20 protein-coding genes are annotated in these 17713 nt (G+C 52.7%); 4 read left to right on the forward strand and 16 right to left on the reverse strand.

Features of this window, described 5'->3' with window-relative positions; translation table 11 throughout:
- Positions 1-10: 10 nt before the first annotated feature.
- The gene (gene yfcF / locus B9P82_RS06065; protein WP_016153847.1) at positions 11-655 is read right to left on the reverse strand and encodes a glutathione transferase; all 645 of its coding nucleotides are present in this window, start codon (positions 653-655) and stop codon (positions 11-13) included.
- A gap of 134 nt (positions 656-789) precedes the next feature.
- On the opposite strand from yfcF, the gene yfcG reads away from it, so the two are divergent.
- From yfcG to B9P82_RS06085, 4 genes are all read left to right on the forward strand, one after another.
- A complete protein-coding gene (yfcG, locus tag B9P82_RS06070; RefSeq protein WP_016153848.1) occupies positions 790-1425 on the forward strand; it encodes a GSH-dependent disulfide bond oxidoreductase in 636 nt (211 codons plus the stop codon).
- A 54-nt stretch (positions 1426-1479) separates the two neighbouring features.
- On the forward strand, positions 1480-1842 hold the full coding sequence (folX, locus tag B9P82_RS06075; RefSeq protein WP_016153849.1) for a dihydroneopterin triphosphate 2'-epimerase: 363 nt from the start codon (positions 1480-1482) through the stop codon (positions 1840-1842).
- A 20-nt stretch (positions 1843-1862) separates the two neighbouring features.
- Positions 1863-2756 (forward strand): TIGR01777 family oxidoreductase, encoded by an 894-nt coding sequence (locus tag B9P82_RS06080; protein ID WP_016153850.1) that lies wholly within the window; start codon positions 1863-1865, stop codon positions 2754-2756.
- Positions 2757-2827: 71 nt separating this feature from the next.
- Complete coding sequence (locus B9P82_RS06085; RefSeq protein ID WP_072050783.1) at positions 2828-3358, forward strand: GNAT family N-acetyltransferase; 531 nt, start codon at positions 2828-2830, stop codon at positions 3356-3358.
- An 18-nt stretch (positions 3359-3376) separates the two neighbouring features.
- Here the strand turns inward: B9P82_RS06085 and hisP are convergent, their stop codons facing one another.
- The 15 genes from hisP to pdxB all read right to left on the reverse strand — a co-directional run bounded on the left by hisP (position 3377) and on the right by pdxB (position 17646).
- Positions 3377-4150 (reverse strand): histidine ABC transporter ATP-binding protein HisP, encoded by a 774-nt coding sequence (gene hisP / locus B9P82_RS06090; protein WP_101700095.1) that lies wholly within the window; start codon positions 4148-4150, stop codon positions 3377-3379.
- Positions 4151-4163: 13 nt separating this feature from the next.
- The gene (gene hisM / locus B9P82_RS06095; RefSeq protein ID WP_003028116.1) at positions 4164-4871 is read right to left on the reverse strand and encodes a histidine ABC transporter permease HisM; all 708 of its coding nucleotides are present in this window, start codon (positions 4869-4871) and stop codon (positions 4164-4166) included.
- Entirely contained in the window at positions 4868-5554 is a 687-nt protein-coding gene (locus tag B9P82_RS06100; RefSeq protein WP_016153853.1) for a histidine ABC transporter permease HisQ, read from the reverse strand. The genes hisM and B9P82_RS06100 overlap by 4 nt, the downstream gene beginning before the upstream one ends.
- Positions 5555-5740: 186 nt before the next feature.
- On the reverse strand, positions 5741-6523 hold the full coding sequence (gene hisJ, locus B9P82_RS06105; protein ID WP_003028120.1) for a histidine ABC transporter substrate-binding protein HisJ: 783 nt from the start codon (positions 6521-6523) through the stop codon (positions 5741-5743).
- Between the two features lie 247 nt (positions 6524-6770).
- Positions 6771-7553 (reverse strand): lysine/arginine/ornithine ABC transporter substrate-binding protein ArgT, encoded by a 783-nt coding sequence (gene argT / locus B9P82_RS06110; RefSeq protein ID WP_101700096.1) that lies wholly within the window; start codon positions 7551-7553, stop codon positions 6771-6773.
- A gap of 288 nt (positions 7554-7841) precedes the next feature.
- The gene (locus B9P82_RS06120) at positions 7842-8411 is read right to left on the reverse strand and encodes a UbiX family flavin prenyltransferase (protein WP_019077299.1); all 570 of its coding nucleotides are present in this window, start codon (positions 8409-8411) and stop codon (positions 7842-7844) included.
- Positions 8412-8506: 95 nt separating this feature from the next.
- A complete protein-coding gene (purF, locus tag B9P82_RS06125; RefSeq protein ID WP_005129677.1) occupies positions 8507-10024 on the reverse strand; it encodes an amidophosphoribosyltransferase in 1518 nt (505 codons plus the stop codon).
- Between the two features lie 33 nt (positions 10025-10057).
- Positions 10058-10546, reverse strand: coding sequence for a colicin V production protein (cvpA, locus tag B9P82_RS06130; RefSeq protein ID WP_005129678.1), 489 nt, complete (start codon positions 10544-10546; stop codon positions 10058-10060).
- A gap of 221 nt (positions 10547-10767) precedes the next feature.
- On the reverse strand, positions 10768-11430 hold the full coding sequence (gene dedD / locus B9P82_RS06135; protein WP_016153857.1) for a cell division protein DedD: 663 nt from the start codon (positions 11428-11430) through the stop codon (positions 10768-10770).
- Positions 11420-12688: a bifunctional tetrahydrofolate synthase/dihydrofolate synthase gene (gene folC / locus B9P82_RS06140; protein WP_047500877.1), complete on the reverse strand. Its 1269-nt coding sequence runs from the start codon at positions 12686-12688 to the stop codon at positions 11420-11422. Before folC ends, dedD begins: the two co-directional genes overlap by 11 nt.
- Before the next feature lie 192 nt (positions 12689-12880).
- A complete protein-coding gene (gene accD / locus B9P82_RS06145; protein WP_016153859.1) occupies positions 12881-13795 on the reverse strand; it encodes an acetyl-CoA carboxylase, carboxyltransferase subunit beta in 915 nt (304 codons plus the stop codon).
- Positions 13796-13944: 149 nt separating this feature from the next.
- The gene (locus tag B9P82_RS06150; protein WP_101700097.1) at positions 13945-14592 is read right to left on the reverse strand and encodes a DedA family protein; all 648 of its coding nucleotides are present in this window, start codon (positions 14590-14592) and stop codon (positions 13945-13947) included.
- Between the two features lie 24 nt (positions 14593-14616).
- Positions 14617-15429, reverse strand: coding sequence for a tRNA pseudouridine(38-40) synthase TruA (truA, locus tag B9P82_RS06155; protein WP_016157050.1), 813 nt, complete (start codon positions 15427-15429; stop codon positions 14617-14619).
- Entirely contained in the window at positions 15429-16442 is a 1014-nt protein-coding gene (locus B9P82_RS06160; RefSeq protein WP_016157051.1) for an aspartate-semialdehyde dehydrogenase, read from the reverse strand. Before B9P82_RS06160 ends, truA begins: the two co-directional genes overlap by 1 nt.
- Positions 16443-16509: 67 nt before the next feature.
- Entirely contained in the window at positions 16510-17646 is a 1137-nt protein-coding gene (gene pdxB, locus B9P82_RS06165) for a 4-phosphoerythronate dehydrogenase PdxB (RefSeq protein ID WP_101700098.1), read from the reverse strand.
- Positions 17647-17713: the final 67 nt, after the last annotated feature.

The raw sequence follows: 17713 nt of genomic DNA on the forward strand, positions 1-17713 counted from the left end.
GCCCCGTTTTTCAGCAGGAACGCTTCGCTGAAAGCGCGATAAAACGCTGGACTGAAGCGCGCTGCCACTGGAAGGCGGCATATTCTGCAAGCGCTTCGGGAACCTCATCGCCGTTAAGGACCAGACGATTCAGCATTAGCGCTAAATCGCAGTCGGCAATACACCATTCGCCAAATAAATTCTGCTTCCCGTGGCTCAATAAATGGCTCGCAGTGGCGAACAATTTCTCCGCACTGACTTTTCCCGCTTCGCTTAACGGACCTTTCTTCACGCCAGCAAAAACTACGTCCGTTGAGCGTTCTTCACGGATAGGCATCAGATCGCTGCGGATCCACGCCTGAACCTGGCGCGCCCGCGCGCGCTTTTGCACATCGTGTGGGTAGATTCGCTCCCACTGCGGCGGCGCAAAACTCTCTTCCAGGAACTCAGTAATCGCTGATGATTCGCTCAGCTCGAAACCGTCGATTTCAAGCACCGGCACGCGCCGCGTTAACGCATACCCTTGCCATGAAGGTTGCAAGTGTTCGCCGCTGTTGAGATCAACGGTTTTCAGCGTAAAAGGCAGTCCTTTCTCTTGCAGAGCGACATAAACAGACAGCACGTAAGGGGAGAAAAAATTGGCATCTGACCACAGCGTAATTGCAGATTTGCTCATAATGTCCTCTGAAATGTATTGGCTTGCCTTCAAAATATAGAGTCTTTCTCTCACTGTCACTTGATGAAAACTCACGCACGCCAACAGGCTCTATACTTGTTATGACCCGGTTCATGACAAAACGGACGCTGAAAATGATCGATCTCTATTACACTCCATCGCCAAACGGTCACAAAATCACGCTGTTTCTTGAAGAGGCGCAGCTGCAATACCGTCTGATTCATGTCGATATCAGCAAAGGTAGCCAGTTTCACCCTGATTTTCTGCAAATCTCACCAAACAATAAAATCCCGGCCATTATCGACAGTGCCCCGGTAGACGGCGGAAAGCCCATCAGCCTGTTTGAGTCCGGAGAAATTTTACTCTATCTGGCAGAAAAGAGCGGTAAGCTGCTGAGCGGTGAGTTACGTGAACGCCACACTACGCTGCAGTGGTTGTTCTGGCAGGTCAGCGGCCTCGGACCCATGCTGGGTCAGAATCATCATTTTAGCCACTACGCCCCACAAACGATTCCCTACGCCATTGAAAGATACCAGGTTGAAACCCAGCGCCTGTACAACGTGATGAATAAACGTCTGGAAACGTCCCCCTGGCTGGGAGGCGATCACTACAGCATTGCCGACATTGCCTGCTGGCCGTGGATCCACGCCCATCAGCGTCAGCGCATCGACCTCGACAACTACCCGGCGGTCAATAACTGGCATGAACGCATCCGTACGCGTCCCGCAACGGAACGCGCCATGCAACAAGCACAAAGTGAGAAGCGGTGACGCGATTCGGTTCTCGTGTATCATGCAAAGGTTCATACATGGAGGAAACCTGCAATGTCACAACCTGACGCAATTATTCGTATAAAAAACCTTCGTCTGCGCACTTTTATCGGCATCAAAGAAGAGGAGATCCTTAACCGCCAGGATATCGTCATCAACATTGCCATTCACTATCCGGCAGACAAAGCCCGTACCAGCGAAGATATCAACGACGCGCTGAATTATCGCACTATCACCAAGAGCATCATTGCCCACGTGGAGGGTAACCGCTTCTCATTGTTAGAAAAATTAACTCAAGATGTGCTCGATATCGCACGCGAACATCACTGGGTCACTTATGCTCAAGTAGAGATAGATAAACTTCACGCATTACGTTACGCCGACTCAGTCTCTATGACGCTGAGCTGGCAGCGCTAAAACATAACCCGGGAGGCGACATGCAGATTCTGATTACCGGCGGTACTGGCCTGATTGGACGTCATCTGATCCCCCGCTTGCTGGAGCTGGGGCATCAGATAACCGTAGTGACCCGTTCTCCTGATAAGGCCCGTCAGATTCTCGACTCCCGGGTTACGCTGTCCAAAGGGCTGGAAGAGCGGCAAAATCTCAATGACATTGATGCCGTCATTAACCTTGCCGGAGAGCCGATTGCGGACAAGCGCTGGAGTGCCCAGCAAAAGGAACGCCTGTGTCAGAGCCGCTGGGTCATCACGCAGAAGCTGGTCGATTTAATCAATGCCAGCGAGACACCGCCCGCAGTGCTAATCTCCGGTTCCGCTACCGGTTACTACGGCGATTTAGGCGAAGTGGTGGTCACAGAAGAAGAGCCGCCGCATAACGAATTTACCCATAAGCTGTGCGCCCGCTGGGAGCAAATTGCCAGCACCGCGCAAAGCGATAAAACCCGCGTGTGTATGCTGCGCACCGGCGTGGTACTGGCCTCTGCTGGCGGCATTCTGGCGAAAATGGTTCCGCCGTTTCGTCTTGGCTTAGGCGGACCAATTGGCAACGGACGCCAGTATATGGCCTGGATCCATATTGATGATATGGTCAACGGAATTCTCTGGCTGCTGGATAACGATCTGCGCGGTCCCTTCAATATGGTTTCACCGTACCCGGTGCACAATGAGCAGTTTGCCCACGCGCTGGGCCACGCCCTGAACCGTCCTGCCATTCTGCGCGTTCCCGCCACCGCAATGCGGTTGCTGATGGGCGAATCTTCAGTGCTGGTTCTCGGCGGTCAGCGAGCGTTGCCAAAACGCCTGGAAGCGTCCGGTTTCGCGTTTCGCTGGTACGATTTAGAAGAAGCGCTGGCGGATGTCATCCGATAACCCCTAAGCGCTATTCACGGTCGCCGTTGTGGTGGTAAGGTTATAGGCCAGATTTCTGCAATGGCGACGTTATGGCGATAATTTCGACTCCCCGACTTACCCTCTCTTTGTTTCAGTTTTCTGACTGGTCATTTTTCCAGAAACTACGTGAATGTCCTGAAGTCATGCGCTATATGGGCAACATCGCCCCGGTGAAAGATACGCGTCTGTTATTCGCCAGACGCCTTGCCGCACAGCACACTTTTGTCATCCGCGAGCACAACAACCCGACGCCGCTCGGCGATATTGGTCTGCAAATCAGCCATCTCTACCCGCATGAAGCCGACCTCGGCTACGCCATCTTGCCACAGGCGCAGGGGAAAGGTATTGCCAGCGAAGCCGTACGCGCGGTGTGCCAGTACGCCTTCGAGCACGCGGCGGTCACGGCGATAAATGCTTACGCACTGGCGGATAATAAGGGCTCAATACGGATTCTGGAAAAAACGGGGTTCGTGCGTACGCAGGTACTGGAAAAGGCGTATGAGATTGATGGTATCGCCTACGACGACTGGGTTTATCGTCTGGAGTGCGACGCGCTAAAATCCCAGGCCCGGAAAGCGTAGCGCCTCCGGGCAGGTGACTTACTTCAACGAACCTTTGAGGAACTGCTGCAAACGCGGGCTTTGCGGATTACCAAATACCTGCTCCGGATCGCCCTCTTCTTCAATCTTCCCCTGATGCAGGAAAATCACGTGCGTGGAGACATGACGTGCAAACCCCATTTCGTGGGTCACGACCACCATGGTTTTTCCCTCTTCGGCCAGTTGTTGCATAATGCGCAGCACTTCGCCCACCAGCTCCGGGTCAAGTGCCGACGTGGGTTCATCAAACAGCAACACTTCCGGTTCCATCGCCAGCGCACGAGCAATGGAGACACGCTGCTGCTGACCACCGGACAGATGCACCGGATATTTGCCCTGAGCGCGCTCATCAATACCCACTTTCGCCAGATACTTCACCGCACGTTCGCGAGCTTCCTGCTTGCTCAGCCCCAACACCTGGATCGGCGCTTCCATCACGTTTTCCAGCACCGTCATGTGGCTCCACAGATTAAAGTGCTGAAAGACCATCGTCAGTCGCGTGCGCAGCAAGCGCAGCTGATTTTTGTCTGCAACCTTAAGCTGGCCGTCTTTGTCGCGTACCAGACTAATGTTCTGACCACTCACCACAATCGACCCGGCGCTCGGTTTCTCGAGAAAGTTAATGCAGCGCAGGAAGGTACTTTTACCGGAACCTGACGAGCCAATAATACTGATAACATCACCCGCATTGGCCTGCAGCGATACCCCTTTCAGCACTTCATGTTCGCCGTAGTGCTTATGTAAATCGATAACGTTTAATTTATTTTCAGACATCGTGTTACTCGAATCATTTAGAGGATACATGCTGCAACCAGCGTTTTTCCGCTTTACGGAACAGACTGATCAGGACATACGAAATAATCAAATACAGAACAGCGGCAATACCGAAGGCGGTAAACGGCTGATACGTCGCCGAGTTGATATCGCGGGCGATTTTCAACAAATCAGGTACCGTTGCGGTAAACGCCAGCGCCGTGGAGTGCAGCATTAAAATAACTTCATTGCTGTAAGCCGGCAGCGCAATACGCAGCGCGGAAGGCAAAATAATGCAGCGATACAGTTTAAACGACGAGAAACCGTAAGCGCGCGCGGCTTCAATCTCACCATGGGGTACGGAACGAATAGCCCCGGCGAAAATCTCCGTGGTATAGGCGCAGGTATTCAGCGTCAGCGCCAGCACGGTGCAATTTAGCCCACTGCGGAAAAACGCGTTGAGGAAGTCCGTGCCTTTGACTATCTCCAGCGTATACATCCCGGAATAAAACACCAGCAACTGGACGTACAGCGGCGTCCCACGAAAAATATAGGTGAACAGCCAGATGGGAAACTGGATAAATTTATTACTGGAAACACGACCAATTGCCAAAAACAGCGCCAGTATCCCGCCCATCACCACCGATGAAATCAGAAGCCACAGGGTGATAGCCACGCCGGTGTAGCGATATCCGTCGGTCCACAGCAGGGACTTCCAGTATTCCTGAATAATCTCAATCACAGGTCAGCCCTCTTTACACCCACGGAATAGCGGCGCTCAAGGTACAGCAGCACACCATTAGAAACAGTGGTAAACACCAGATAGATGACCCCGCACACTACGGCAAAATAGAACGGCTCCCAGGTACTTTTTCCGGCAAGCTGAGTGGCTTTCACCACGTCTTCCAGGCCGAGCAACGATACCAGCGCCGTGGCCTTAAGAATGACCTGCCAGTTGTTGCCAATTCCCGGTAAGGCATAGCGCATCATCGCCGGGAACATAATGCGGCGAAATATTTGTGAACTGGTAAAACCGAATGCCGTCGCGGCTTCAATATGTCCTTTTGGCACGGCCATAAATGCGCCACGAAATGTTTCGGTAAAATAGGCTCCGTAGATAAACCCGAGCGTAATAATACCCGCGACCATCGGATCGATATCAATCTGGCTGATACCGATTGCATCGGTAAGGGTATTCAGCGCGATTTGTAATCCGTAAAAGATGAGCAGCATTAAGACCAGATCGGGCACGCCGCGGATAAGCGTTGTGTACCCTTCGAAAATAAGCGCCAGCGCCCGGCTTTGCGACAGCTTTGCTGCCGCGCCGACAAGGCCTATCAGAACCGCCAGTACCACCGAGCTAAGTGCCAGCTCCAGCGTAACAATTGCGCCCTGTAAAATAACACCTGAAAAGCCATACAACATGCTGCCTGTCCTGTCGTGTGTGGTGGAGTAATAAGCCTCTTTTGATTTCAGACAAACTGTTAAATGCGGGATGGCGGCTTTGCCTTATCCGGCCTACAAAATTGCTGTAGACCGGATACGCGCAGCGCCATCAGGCATAAATTCAACTCGTCAAAAATCTACGGGCTTTATCAGCACCTGCGGTGATTAACCGCCATAAACATCAAAATCGAAGTACTTTTTCGCCAGCTTCTCGTAAGTACCGTCAGCTCGCATCTCGGCAAAGGCTTTGTTCAGTGCTTCGCGCAGTTCGTTATCATCTTTGCGCAGCCCCATACCGGTACCCACGCCGAATAACTTCTCGTCTTTTACAGATGGGCCGCCGAATTTGTAATCTTTACCGACCGGCTGTTTCAGGAAGCCTTCGCTGGCCGCGACTTCATCCTGGAATGCAGCATCAATACGCCCGGCAGTCAGGTCAGAATAGATATTGTCTTGCCCCTGATAAGAGACAATTTCAATGCCTTTTGGCGCCCAGTGCTCGTTGCCGAAGGTTTCCTGAGTCGTGCCCTGCAGCACTCCAACACGTTTACCTTTCAGCGACTCAATGGTTGGTTGAATAGCAGAATCTTTAGCGACAACCAGACGCGAGTCGGCTGCATAAAGCTTGTCGGTAAAGGCGATTTCCTGCTGACGTTTTTCAGTGATGGAAAGCGAGGACATAATCGCATCGATTTTCTTCGCTTTTAACGAAGGGATAAGCGCGTCCAGCGGGTTTTCCACGAAGGTACATTGTGTATTGATACGTTTGCACAGCTCTTTAGCCAGATCGATATCAAAACCGACTAATTCACCCTGTGCATTTTTCGATTCGAACGGCGCATAAGTAGGATCGGTACCGATACGAATTTTTTGCGGAATGGCTGCAAATGCTGCGGTAGCACTGGAGAAAGCCAGGACCAGAGAAAGAGACAACACCAGTTTTTTCATAACTATCCTCAACAGACTGTCTTTTATAGGGGATCTTTACAGGACCAGGTGCAGTTATCGTGCCATTAATCGGGCCGACAAGGCAAAGCATTCTACCCTGTCGGCGGTATTTATTTGCATGAAAAGCGCTTAAGTATGCACTCATGCTTATTAAGACAGCGACAAAAGCACCAAAACAGTGCACTGAATTTATTATGCACCGTAATGGTTACCCGCAATGGTGCAGTCCATTCCCCGTTGCGGCGTATTAATCGCCGTAGACATTGAAGTTAAAATACTTGCTCGCCATTTTGTCGTAGGTGCCGTCTTTGCGCAGTTCGCCCAGCGCTTTATCGAAAGCAGCTTTCAGCTCTGTATCATCTTTGCGCAAGCCAATCCCGGTGCCGTCACCAAAGTATTTTTTATCTTTCACCGACGGACCAGCAAAAGCGTAGTCCTTACCGGCAGGCTGCTTCAGGAAGCCTTCGCTGGCCGCGACTTCATCCTGCAACGCCGCGTCCAAACGACCCGCTGTCAGGTCAGAATAGATAAGGTCCTGGTTCGCATAGGCCACTACATCTACGCCTTTGCTGCGCCAGTTGTCATTAGCATAGGCTTCCTGAGTCGAGCCTTGCAGTACGCCAACATGTTTACCTTTGAGGGAATCAAGAGTCGGTTGAATTGGGGAATCTTTCGCGGCGATCAGACGTGAGTCTGCTGCGTAAAGTTTGTCTGAGAACGCAATCTCTTGCTGACGCTTCTCAGTGATTGAAAGCGAGGAGATGATGGCATCAATTTTTTTCGCTTTCAGCGATGGGATCAGCGCGTCAAAGTCGCTGGCTACCCAGGTACATTTAATCTGCATGCGCTTACACATCTCATTTCCCAGATCGATATCAAAGCCGACAAAGTCGCCTTTGGCATCTTTAGAGGAAAAAGGTGCGTACGTTGTATCTGTACCAATACGAACCGTCTGCGGAAGTGCTGCGTAGCTGGCCGCGGTGGCGGAGAGTCCTACCAGCAAAGACAAAGCAAGAACCGTCTTCTTCATACATAACCCTCAAGTGGCGTAATTTTATTATGTTTTACGTTGTGTTGTGTGTTTGCAGACTTTTTCATGCAGGTCTTATGCCATTTTCGCGTCGATGAGGATATTCGACGTTAAATATGTTAATAAAACGTTGCAATAATGTCCTGATTTTGAAGATAGCAGGTCTGACGGTTGAACCGCAGCGTTTCGTTGAGTTTTAACGAATTAAATGTTGAGGATATGATCGCGGTTACAAAATTGCCCTGAAACAGGGCAATGGATGTTTCTTTGCACGCTGATGGAACGGTTTTACGCCCCTTGCCAGCGGGTGAACAGATCCTGTGGAAGGGAGATATCAAACTGGTCGAGTACACGGTTAACCGTTTGATTAATCACATCATCTAGCGTTTGCGGGCGATGATAGAATGCCGGGACTGGCGGCATAATCACCGCGCCAATTTCTGCCGCCTGCGTCATCAGTCGCAGATGCCCCAGATGCAGGGGCGTTTCACGCACGCACAGCACCAGCGGGCGGCGTTCTTTCAACACCACGTCTGCCGCACGGGTAAGCAGCCCATCGGTGTAACTGTGGACGATGCCTGAAAGCGTTTTGATTGAACAAGGTAATATTACCATTCCGGCGGTCTGAAAAGAGCCGGAAGAGATACTGGCGGCGATATCGCGCGTATCGTGATTTACATTCGCCAGTGCCTGCACGTCGCGTACAGAGAGGTCTGTTTCCAGCGCCAGCGTCTGTCGGGCAGCAGCACTCATCACCAGATGGGTTTCCACATCAGTAACGTCACGCAAAACCTGCAGCAGGCGCACGCCATAAATCGCGCCACTGGCACCGCTAATCCCTACAATGAGTCGTTTCATTTTTTCGCCCTTACTTGCTTCAGGGCTGACTTTGCAGGTTTTTATGCGCAGTTGCAAGTCAGTCCACTCTATGTGTCCTGACCTGCAACAGAACATTACCCTTCGTTATGCATCTCGAGGTTTTCCGCTTCGTTCTGACGCAAAATTGCTTTGGCATCGTCATTACGCAGGGAGTCAAGGAAATCGAGATATTGCTGGTCGACGTCTTTGGTGACGTACACACCGTTAAACACTGAACATTCAAACTGCTGAATATCCGGGTTCTCAGCGCGGACCGCTTCAATCAGATCGTTCAGATCCTGGAAGATAAGACCGTCTGCACCGATTATCTGGCGAATCTCGTCCACTTCGCGACCATGAGCAATCAGCTCCGTCGCCGTAGGCATATCGATACCATAAACGTTCGGGAAGCGAATTTCCGGGGCCGCAGAGGCCAGATACACTTTCTTCGCTCCGGCTTCACGCGCCATCTCGATAATCTGTTCCGAGGTGGTACCGCGCACGATGGAGTCATCCACCAGCAGCACGTTTTTATCACGGAATTCCGCACGGTTGGCGTTCAGCTTACGGCGCACGGATTTACGGCGCAGCTGCTGACCGGGCATGATAAAGGTACGACCCACGTAGCGGTTTTTCACAAAACCCTGACGGTACGGCTTACCGAGAATACGGGCAATTTCCAGCGCGATATCGCAGGAGGTTTCCGGAATCGGGATCACCACGTCAATGTCCAGATCTTCCCACTCACGAGCAATTTTTTCGCCAAGCTTGGTACCCATATTTACACGGGCGCTGTAGACGGAAATCTTGTCGATAAAGGAGTCAGGACGAGCGAAGTAAACGTATTCAAACAGGCACGGATTGCTGACCGGGTTATCGGCACACTGGCGAGTAAACAGCTGACCTTTTTCGGTGATATACACCGCTTCGCCAGGTGCCACATCGCGCAGGAATTCAAAGCCCAGCGTATCCAGCGCCACGCTCTCGGAGGCCACCATATACTCGGTACGACCATCCCCGATATCGCGTTTACCCAGTACCAGCGGACGGATACCGTTAGGATCGCGGAAGGCAACCATACCGTGGCCAATAATCATCGCCACGCAGGCATAGGCGCCGCGGATCTGGCGGTTGGTTGCCGCAATAGCAGCAAAAATATTATCGGCTTCCAGCGGATAATGGCGGAAGTTATCCAGCTCGCTGGCGAAAATATTCAGCAAAATTTCAGAGTCTGAAGTGGTATTGATGTGGCGGCGCTTTTCTTCAAACAGCTTTTTACGCAGCTCATGCGCATTGGTCAGGTTGCCATTATGGGCAAGCGTGATGCCATACGGTGAGTTGACGTAAAAAGGTTGAGCTTCGGAGGCGCTGGAGCTGCCAGCCGTTGGGTAACGCACATGACCGATGCCCATATTGCCCTGCAAACGCTGCATATGGCGCGCTTCAAAAATATCGCTCACCATTCCGTTTGCTTTACGCAAGCGGAAGCAGTTGTTGGCATCAATGGTGATGATGCCTGCGGCATCCTGACCACGATGCTGGAGCACCGTTAACGCGTCATAAATCGACTGGTTTACCGGCATAACACCGGCGATACCGACAATACCGCACATACGTCTTTTCCTCGTTCAGCAACAACCCAAAGTTTATACTTTGGGCAAGAAACTTGACGAGCTTTGCAGATAGTCAAAGAACCATCTGATGATGAAACTGAACTGCGGGATCAGCTGCGACTTGCTCCAGTCTTCACTTTTCGACAGACCTGTAAAGGTATCGAGAAAGAACAGTATGGCGGCGACGATCAGCGCTCCTCGCAGAGCACCAAAGCAGATCCCCAACACCCTGTCGGTACCCGACAGGCCTGTTTTCTCTACCAGTTGGCCTATCACAAAGTTAACGATAGCGCCGACGATAAGTGTCGCGATAAACAGTATCGCGATAGCAATCCCATTTCGAACGAGTTCGTCTTCAAAGCCCGTAAACCAGACAGACAGGTAAGTGTAGTAATGGCTGGCGACAAAGAAAGCACAACCCCAAGTCACCAACGATAATGCTTCACGAACAAAGCCACGGATCAGGCTAACCAGACAGGAAAAACCAATCACCGCGATAATGGCGTAATCAATCCAGACCATAAGTGTCCCACGATTTAACGCCCTGTCGTCCTGTTCGGGGCGCATTCTAACAGAAAAAGAAAACGTTTGCGTAGGGATTTCCTTTCCACGCGTAAATAAAAATGGCGCTGAAAAAATCTTCAACGCCATACCGTTTTATGCCTCTTCGGGCACTGCCGGATAGCGGTAAAAACACCCTATCCGGCCTGAATTAAGAGCAGCGCCGTGAACAGCGCAATCCCTTAATTAGGGGTATACCCCATCACTACGCCACTCAGACCGGAGATCTTCTGCAGCTCGCCCAGCGAGTTCTTCAGCTTATCTTTGGAGGCGTCAGGTCCTACGAGAATACGGGTTATTTTACCCTGCACCGGCGTTGACGGGGAAGTATATACCCGGAAGCCCGCGCCACGAAGTTTACCCACGATCTCATTGACCTTATCCGCATTTTTCAGCGCACCGAGCTGTACAACGTACGCTTTGCCGGTTGGAGCTGGCGGTTCCACCGCGGCCGGTTTCGGCGCTGGAGCCGGTGCTGGCGTCGGAGCGACGGCAACCGGCTGCGGCTTCGGTTTGGGTTTCGGCTGTTCTACAGGCGCGGGGACAGGATCTAACTCCGCGCTGTTTGCCGTCGTCAAACGTGACGGATCCAACGATGGCGCGGCAGCATCGCCCGCGCGCACCTCTTCAGCCGCCCCTTCCGGTGGCTGCGTCGGCAGCGCCTGCGTGGCTGCAGGCATCATGTCTGGTTCATCGCGATCGCCGGGTTTCGGCACCAGCGGGATCGCCGCAAACTCATCCTGATAATGCTTTTTCTGCCCGTCAAGCAGCCCGGGGAGCACAATCACCCCCAGCGCGACCAGCACAATTGTGCCGACTAATCGATTCTGAAACTTACTCGCCACCGCTTCTCCCCACGTCTATCACTTCCATGACATGTGCGACAGTGTGAAACGATCCACACACCAACACGGTATCTTCTGGCTTCGCCTCAGCTAGCGCCGCAGACCATGCCTGCGCCACGCTGTCATAGGCGTAGCCTTTGCCCAGATGCTCCAGCAGTTGTTCTGCAGTAGCACCACGCGGCCCTTCCAGGGGCGCACAGTACCAGGCGTCAACCACGCTTTTTAACCAGGCTAACGTACCGGCAATATCTTTATCATGTAGCATACCGATAACCGCAAGTACACGCCCGCTTTTCACTAATTTTTTCAGACGGCCGGTCAGATACTCCGCCGCATGCGGGTTATGGGCAACATCAAAAATCACCCGCGGCGACTCGCTCACAATCTGGAAGCGCCCCGGTAAAATCGCCTGTTCAATACCGTCACGAATGGCCTGCTCGCTGACGTTAAGCCCGCTTGCGCGCAGTGCTGCCAGTGCGGTCGCGGCGTTAGGTTGCGGGACCTGCGGCAACGGCAGGTGCGCCAACGTACCGTGATCGTCCGTAAAGGACCAGTCGTTCTCCGTGACCGCATAGCGCCAGTCCACGCCGCAGCGTTGCAAAATCGCCCCGCTCTCTTGCGCAACATCGGCGATGGTGTAAGGCATTTCCGGTTCACCGACGATAGCCGGTTTCTCTGCACGGAAAATTCCCGCCTTCTCACGACCAATGCTTTCGCGATCCGGGCCCAGCCAGTCAGTATGGTCAAGCGCAATGCTGGTGACCACCGCAACATCGGCATCCACGATATTGGTCGCGTCAAGGCGACCGCCTAACCCAACTTCCAGGATGACGACATCCAGTTGGGCCTGTTTAAACAACCAGAGCGCCGATAAGGTACCGTATTCAAAGTAGGTCAGGGAAATGTCGCCACGCGCGTCTTCAATCTCAGCAAACGAGGCGGTATGCGCTGATTCCGGCAGTTCACGCCCCTGCACGCGTACGCGTTCCGTGTAGCGTACCAGATGCGGCGAACTGTAAACGCCAACTTTATAACCTGCTGCGGTCAGCACAGATTCCAACGTACGGCAGGTTGTGCCTTTCCCGTTGGTTCCCGCCACCGTAAAAACAAATGGCGCGGGTTTCAACACACCCAGTTTGCGCGCCACCTGACTTACGCGTTCCAGGCCGAGATCGATGGTTTTACTGTGCAGGTTTTCCAGATAAGAAAGCCACGATGCCAGGGGCGACGCGGCTTGAGGAATACGTTTATTGTCCATGATGGCTGTAGATTCTTTACGTTGAGAAAAGCAAAAGGGCAGCACCAACCGGCCTGCCCTTTTTTACACGTTGTTTTTCACGTTGCAGATGCGTTGGCTGTGCTCGCTCACCCGAATCACTTACCTGTGTAAGCTCATCGGGATTAACTCTCTTATCGCCTGCCTGCAACCCGAAACCCATAGAGTAAACTATCAGGCCTCTGATTCCTGATCGGGAACCGGAGGTACCACCTCGCCTTCACGCGGCTCATCCGGATTCGGCGTAGGAAGATTCATCAGCTTCGCCAGAATGCTTGCCAGTTTCAGGCGCATTTCAGGACGGCGGACGATCATATCGATAGCGCCTTTTTCAATCAGGAACTCGCTACGCTGGAATCCCGGCGGCAGTTTCTCACGTACGGTTTGCTCGATAACACGCGGACCAGCAAAGCCGATCAGTGCTTTCGGTTCTGCAATGTTGAGATCGCCCAGCATCGCGAAGCTAGCAGAAACACCGCCCATTGTTGGGTCGGTCAGTACAGAAATATACGGTAAACCGCGTTCCTGCATTTTCGCCAGCGCAGCAGAGGTTTTCGCCATCTGCATCAGAGACATCAGCGCTTCCTGCATACGCGCCCCGCCAGAAGCGGAGAAGCAGATCAGCGGACAGTTATCTTCCAGCGCCTGCTCAACGGCACGGACAAAACGCGCGCCGACCACAGAGCCCATGGAGCCGCCCATAAACGCGAACTCGAATGCAGCAGCAACGACCGGCATACCGTGCAGCGTGCCTTTCATTACCACCAGCGCATCTTTCTCGCCAGTTTCTTTCTGCGCAGAAGCCAGTCTGTCTTTGTACTTTTTGGAGTCACGAAACTTCAGCACATCTTTCGGCTCAAGCTCGCTACCCAGTTCCACAAGAGAACCTTCATCTAACAGGCTATGCAGGCGATTGCGCGCCGACATGCGCATATGATGGTCACACTTCGGACAGACCTCAAGATTACGTTCCAGCTCAGCACGGTATAAAACCTGACCGCAGCTATCACACTTGGTCCACACCCCTTCAGGAATGCTTGCCTTGCGGGTGGGAGTAATGTTGCTTTTAATTCGTTCAATCCAGCTCATTGGTGACCTTTCTGCCTGAACCCTAGTCAGCTTTGTTATAAGGGGCGCATAATGCCATTTTTGCCCCTAACAGACCATGAATGTTGCACATTAAAACATAACAGCCCGAAACTTTGGATAAAAAAGTGGTCGAACCGCTGAGTTACTTTCTATTTTGCAGCCCGTGACGCAGCGCGTTTATGGCGAATCACTTCAATTATGCCCGGCAATACGGAAAGGACGATGATCGCCACAATCAGTAATTTCAGGTTTTCCTGAACGATCGGCAGATCGCCGAACAGATAGCCTGCATAGGTGAACAGCAATACCCACAGCAGCGCGCCTGCGACGTTATACATCGCAAAATGACGGTAGGACATGTGTCCCATACCGGCAACAAACGGTGCAAATGTACGCACGATAGGTACGAAACGCGCGAGGATAATCGTTTTGCCGCCATGACGCTCGTAGAACGCATGGGTTTTATCCAGGTAACTGCGACGGAAAATTTTAGAGTTCGGGTTACTGAAGAGTTTTTCACCGAACAAACGACCAATCGTGTAGTTCACCGCATCGCCGATAATCGCCGCCACAATCATCAACATCACCATCAGATGAACATTGAGATCGTTAGTTGGCAGCGCAGAAAGCGCGCCAGCGACAAACAGCAGCGAGTCTCCCGGCAGGAACGGCGTCACCACCAGCCCGGTTTCGCAGAACAGGATCAGAAACAGAATCGCGTATACCCAGATACCGTATTCCGCAACCAGCTCCGCCAGATGCAGGATAAAATCGATAAGAAAGTAAATCAGGTCCATAGTTTTGCCTTTATACGACTCAAATTAGTCCGCCAGAAATAGCGGGCCCATAGGCGGTTTTGGCAGGTCGAACCGTTCCGGGTAATCTACTGCAACCAGATACAGTCCTTCCGCTTTCGCCGTTGCCGCTGCCAGCGTTCTGTCCTTCGCCGCTAGCAGTTCTGCTATCCAGCTCTCCGGCTGGTTGTTGGCGCCTACTTCCATCAGGCTGCCGACAATATTCCTGACCATATGATGTACAAAGGCATTCGCTTTAATATCCACCACCACATATGCACCAAAACGTTCAACGTTAATGTGCATCACGTTACGCCACGGTGTGCGCGACTGACACTGCACCGCCCGAAACGAGGTAAAATCATTTTCGCCAATCAAACACTGGGCCGCACGATGCATACGCTCAGCGTCCAGCGGTTCATAGTAATGGGTTACCCCTTTACCTAAAACCGCAGGGCGCAACCGATGATTGTAGATGATGTAGCGATAACGGCGAGCCGTGGCGCTAAATCGGGCATGGAAATCATCGGGTACAGCTTTCACCCAGCGCACAGCGATATCACCAGGTAAATTCGCATTTACCCCCAGTGTCCAGGCTGCATCTTTACGCTGGGCAGTCGTTTCAAAGTGCACGACCTGCCCTGTGCCATGAACGCCCGCATCCGTGCGTCCCGCACAAAAGACAGTGATGCGTTCATTCGCCACCTGAGAGAGCGCTTTTTCCAGTTTTTCCTGAACGCTACGCACTTCGTTCTGGCGCTGCCAGCCATAATATTTGCTGCCGTCATACTCAATGCCCAGCGCAATTTTATGGGTTGACGGCTGTTGCAGGTCAGACATTAGTACAGGTACTCCTGCACCAGTTTTTCCGCAATTTTTACCGCCATCAACGCACCGCCAAAGCGTACGTTGTCTGCCACAGACCAGAACTGAACCTGTTCCGGCATCCCATAATCGTTATGCACACAGCCAACTGAAAGGTGCGGAGTACCTGACGCATCACCAACCTGCGTCGGGATATAGGTCTCTTCTGACAACACTACGTCCTCACCGCGTGAAAACGCATCACGTGCTTCTTCCGCCGCCAACGGACGCAGAGCTTCAAAATTCACCATCTGTGCGTGGCCATAAAATACCGGCGACTGCACGATGCTGGCGGAGATAAGTAGCCCGTCGTCCTGCATAATTTTGCGCACTTCATCGACGATACGACGCTCTTCGCGCACACTACCTTCGCGATCCGGCAGCAGCGGCAGCATGTTGAACGCCAGCTGACGACCAAAGAAATCGTCATCGTCAATCGGGATGCCGTTCAGTAGTTTCGCGCTCTGTCCGGCAAGCGCATCTACGGCTTTTTTACCGTGAGCGGAAGCAGAAATAATATTGGTCACCGTAATACGTGACAGCCCGCCGTCATCAATTAGCGGCTTCAGCGCAGACAGCAGTTGGCTGGTCAGGCTGGAAGGAACCGCAATCACATTGCGGTTGCGGTAATCCGCCAGTACGAACGGGTTAACGTCCGGAACCACCAGCGGAACGTCCGGCTCAAGCGCGAACAGGCCACTACTGTCGATAACCAGGCAACCGGCATTGGTCGCTTCTTCCACCCATGCGGCGGTGGCTTCAGCGCCCGCAACAAAAAATGCCAGTTGCGCCTGCGTCCAGTCAAAGTCTACAACGTCCTGAACAAGGACCGATTTACCGTTAAAACGCAGATGCTCACCTGCGCTTTCATTACGCGCCAGCGCATAAATTTCACCGACCGGGAACTGGCGTTCAGCCAGCGTATCGAGCAGGGCTTCGCCTACGGCGCCCGTTGCGCCCAGAATGGCAATATTCCAGCCTTCAGACATGGTGATTTACTCCAGAAATACGTAAGCGTCCCTGTCGCATTATTCGACAGGGAGCATTAAGAAGACATTAATGTGCCGGGTGATAAACAGCGTTAAAACCTAGCTTACACAGCAAGGCAGCAGCCGTTGCGTCGTCACACATCACGTATAAAGACGACCATTCACGGCGCTCAAGATAATTTTTACGCAGCTTATCAAACTCACCCGGAATTCCAGCGACTTTACGCAGCGGTGCATCATCGCGGCGCACATCATACACTAAATGCACCAGCCTTTTCAGCGTTGGCTGATCTAACGGGCCATGCAGCGTGATACGACCAAATTCCGGCGCAGGTAACAGGGTATTGAGCGCAACGTGTTGTTCGCGACCAATAAACTTGCTAAAGGCCTCAAAGACCTGCGTGGTGCCGCGCGCTTTTCCTTCCAGGGTATACCCGGCAATGTGCGCCGTGCCGATATCGGCTTTCTCCAGCAATGCCACATTGAGATCCGGCTCCCCTTCCCAGACATCCAGCACGACGCTCAGCGACTGCCCGGCATTCAATCGGTTCAGCAATGCCGTATTGTCGATGACCGGCCCGCGGCAGGCGTTGATCACAATGGTGCCCGGCTTCAGCCGGCTAATCAGCGCATCATCTGCCAGGTGCAGCGTTTTGTACGGTCCGTCTTTAAACAGCGGCGTATGGAAAGTCAACACATCGGCTTGCTCTACCAGTTGGTCCAGCGAGCGGAAATCTCCCTCGTCACCGCGATCGGCTCGCGGCGGATCGCACAGCAGCGTGCGGATCCCCAGTGCTTCCAGACGTGCCTGCAAACGGCCGCCCACATTGCCCACGCCTACGATGCCTACAGTACGATCGCGTAACGCAAACCCGTCGCGCTCCGCCAGCATCAGCAACGCTGAAAAAACATATTCTACGACCGCAATCGCGTTACAGCCGGGCGCTGCGGAAAAGCCGATCTTCGACTGCGCAAGCCAGGCTTCATCCACATGGTCCGTGCCTGCGGTTGCCGTGCCGACAAATTGAACCGGTTTTCCGCTAAGCAGTGATTCATTTACTTTCGTCACCGAGCGCACCATTAAGGCATCCGCATCATCCAGTTCGGCAACGGGAATCGGGCGACCGGGAACCGCTTTGACCTCCCCCAAACGACTGAACAGTTCGCGGGCATAGGGCATATTTTCATCAACGAGGATTTTCACGTCTTTCGCACCTGTTTGAGAACGAGAGTTAACCGGGCAAGTGTGCCATAATCTCGCCGCCAGGCAT

Source organism: Citrobacter sp. L55 (assembly GCF_002850715.1).
Taxonomy (GTDB): domain Bacteria; phylum Pseudomonadota; class Gammaproteobacteria; order Enterobacterales; family Enterobacteriaceae; genus Citrobacter; species Citrobacter braakii.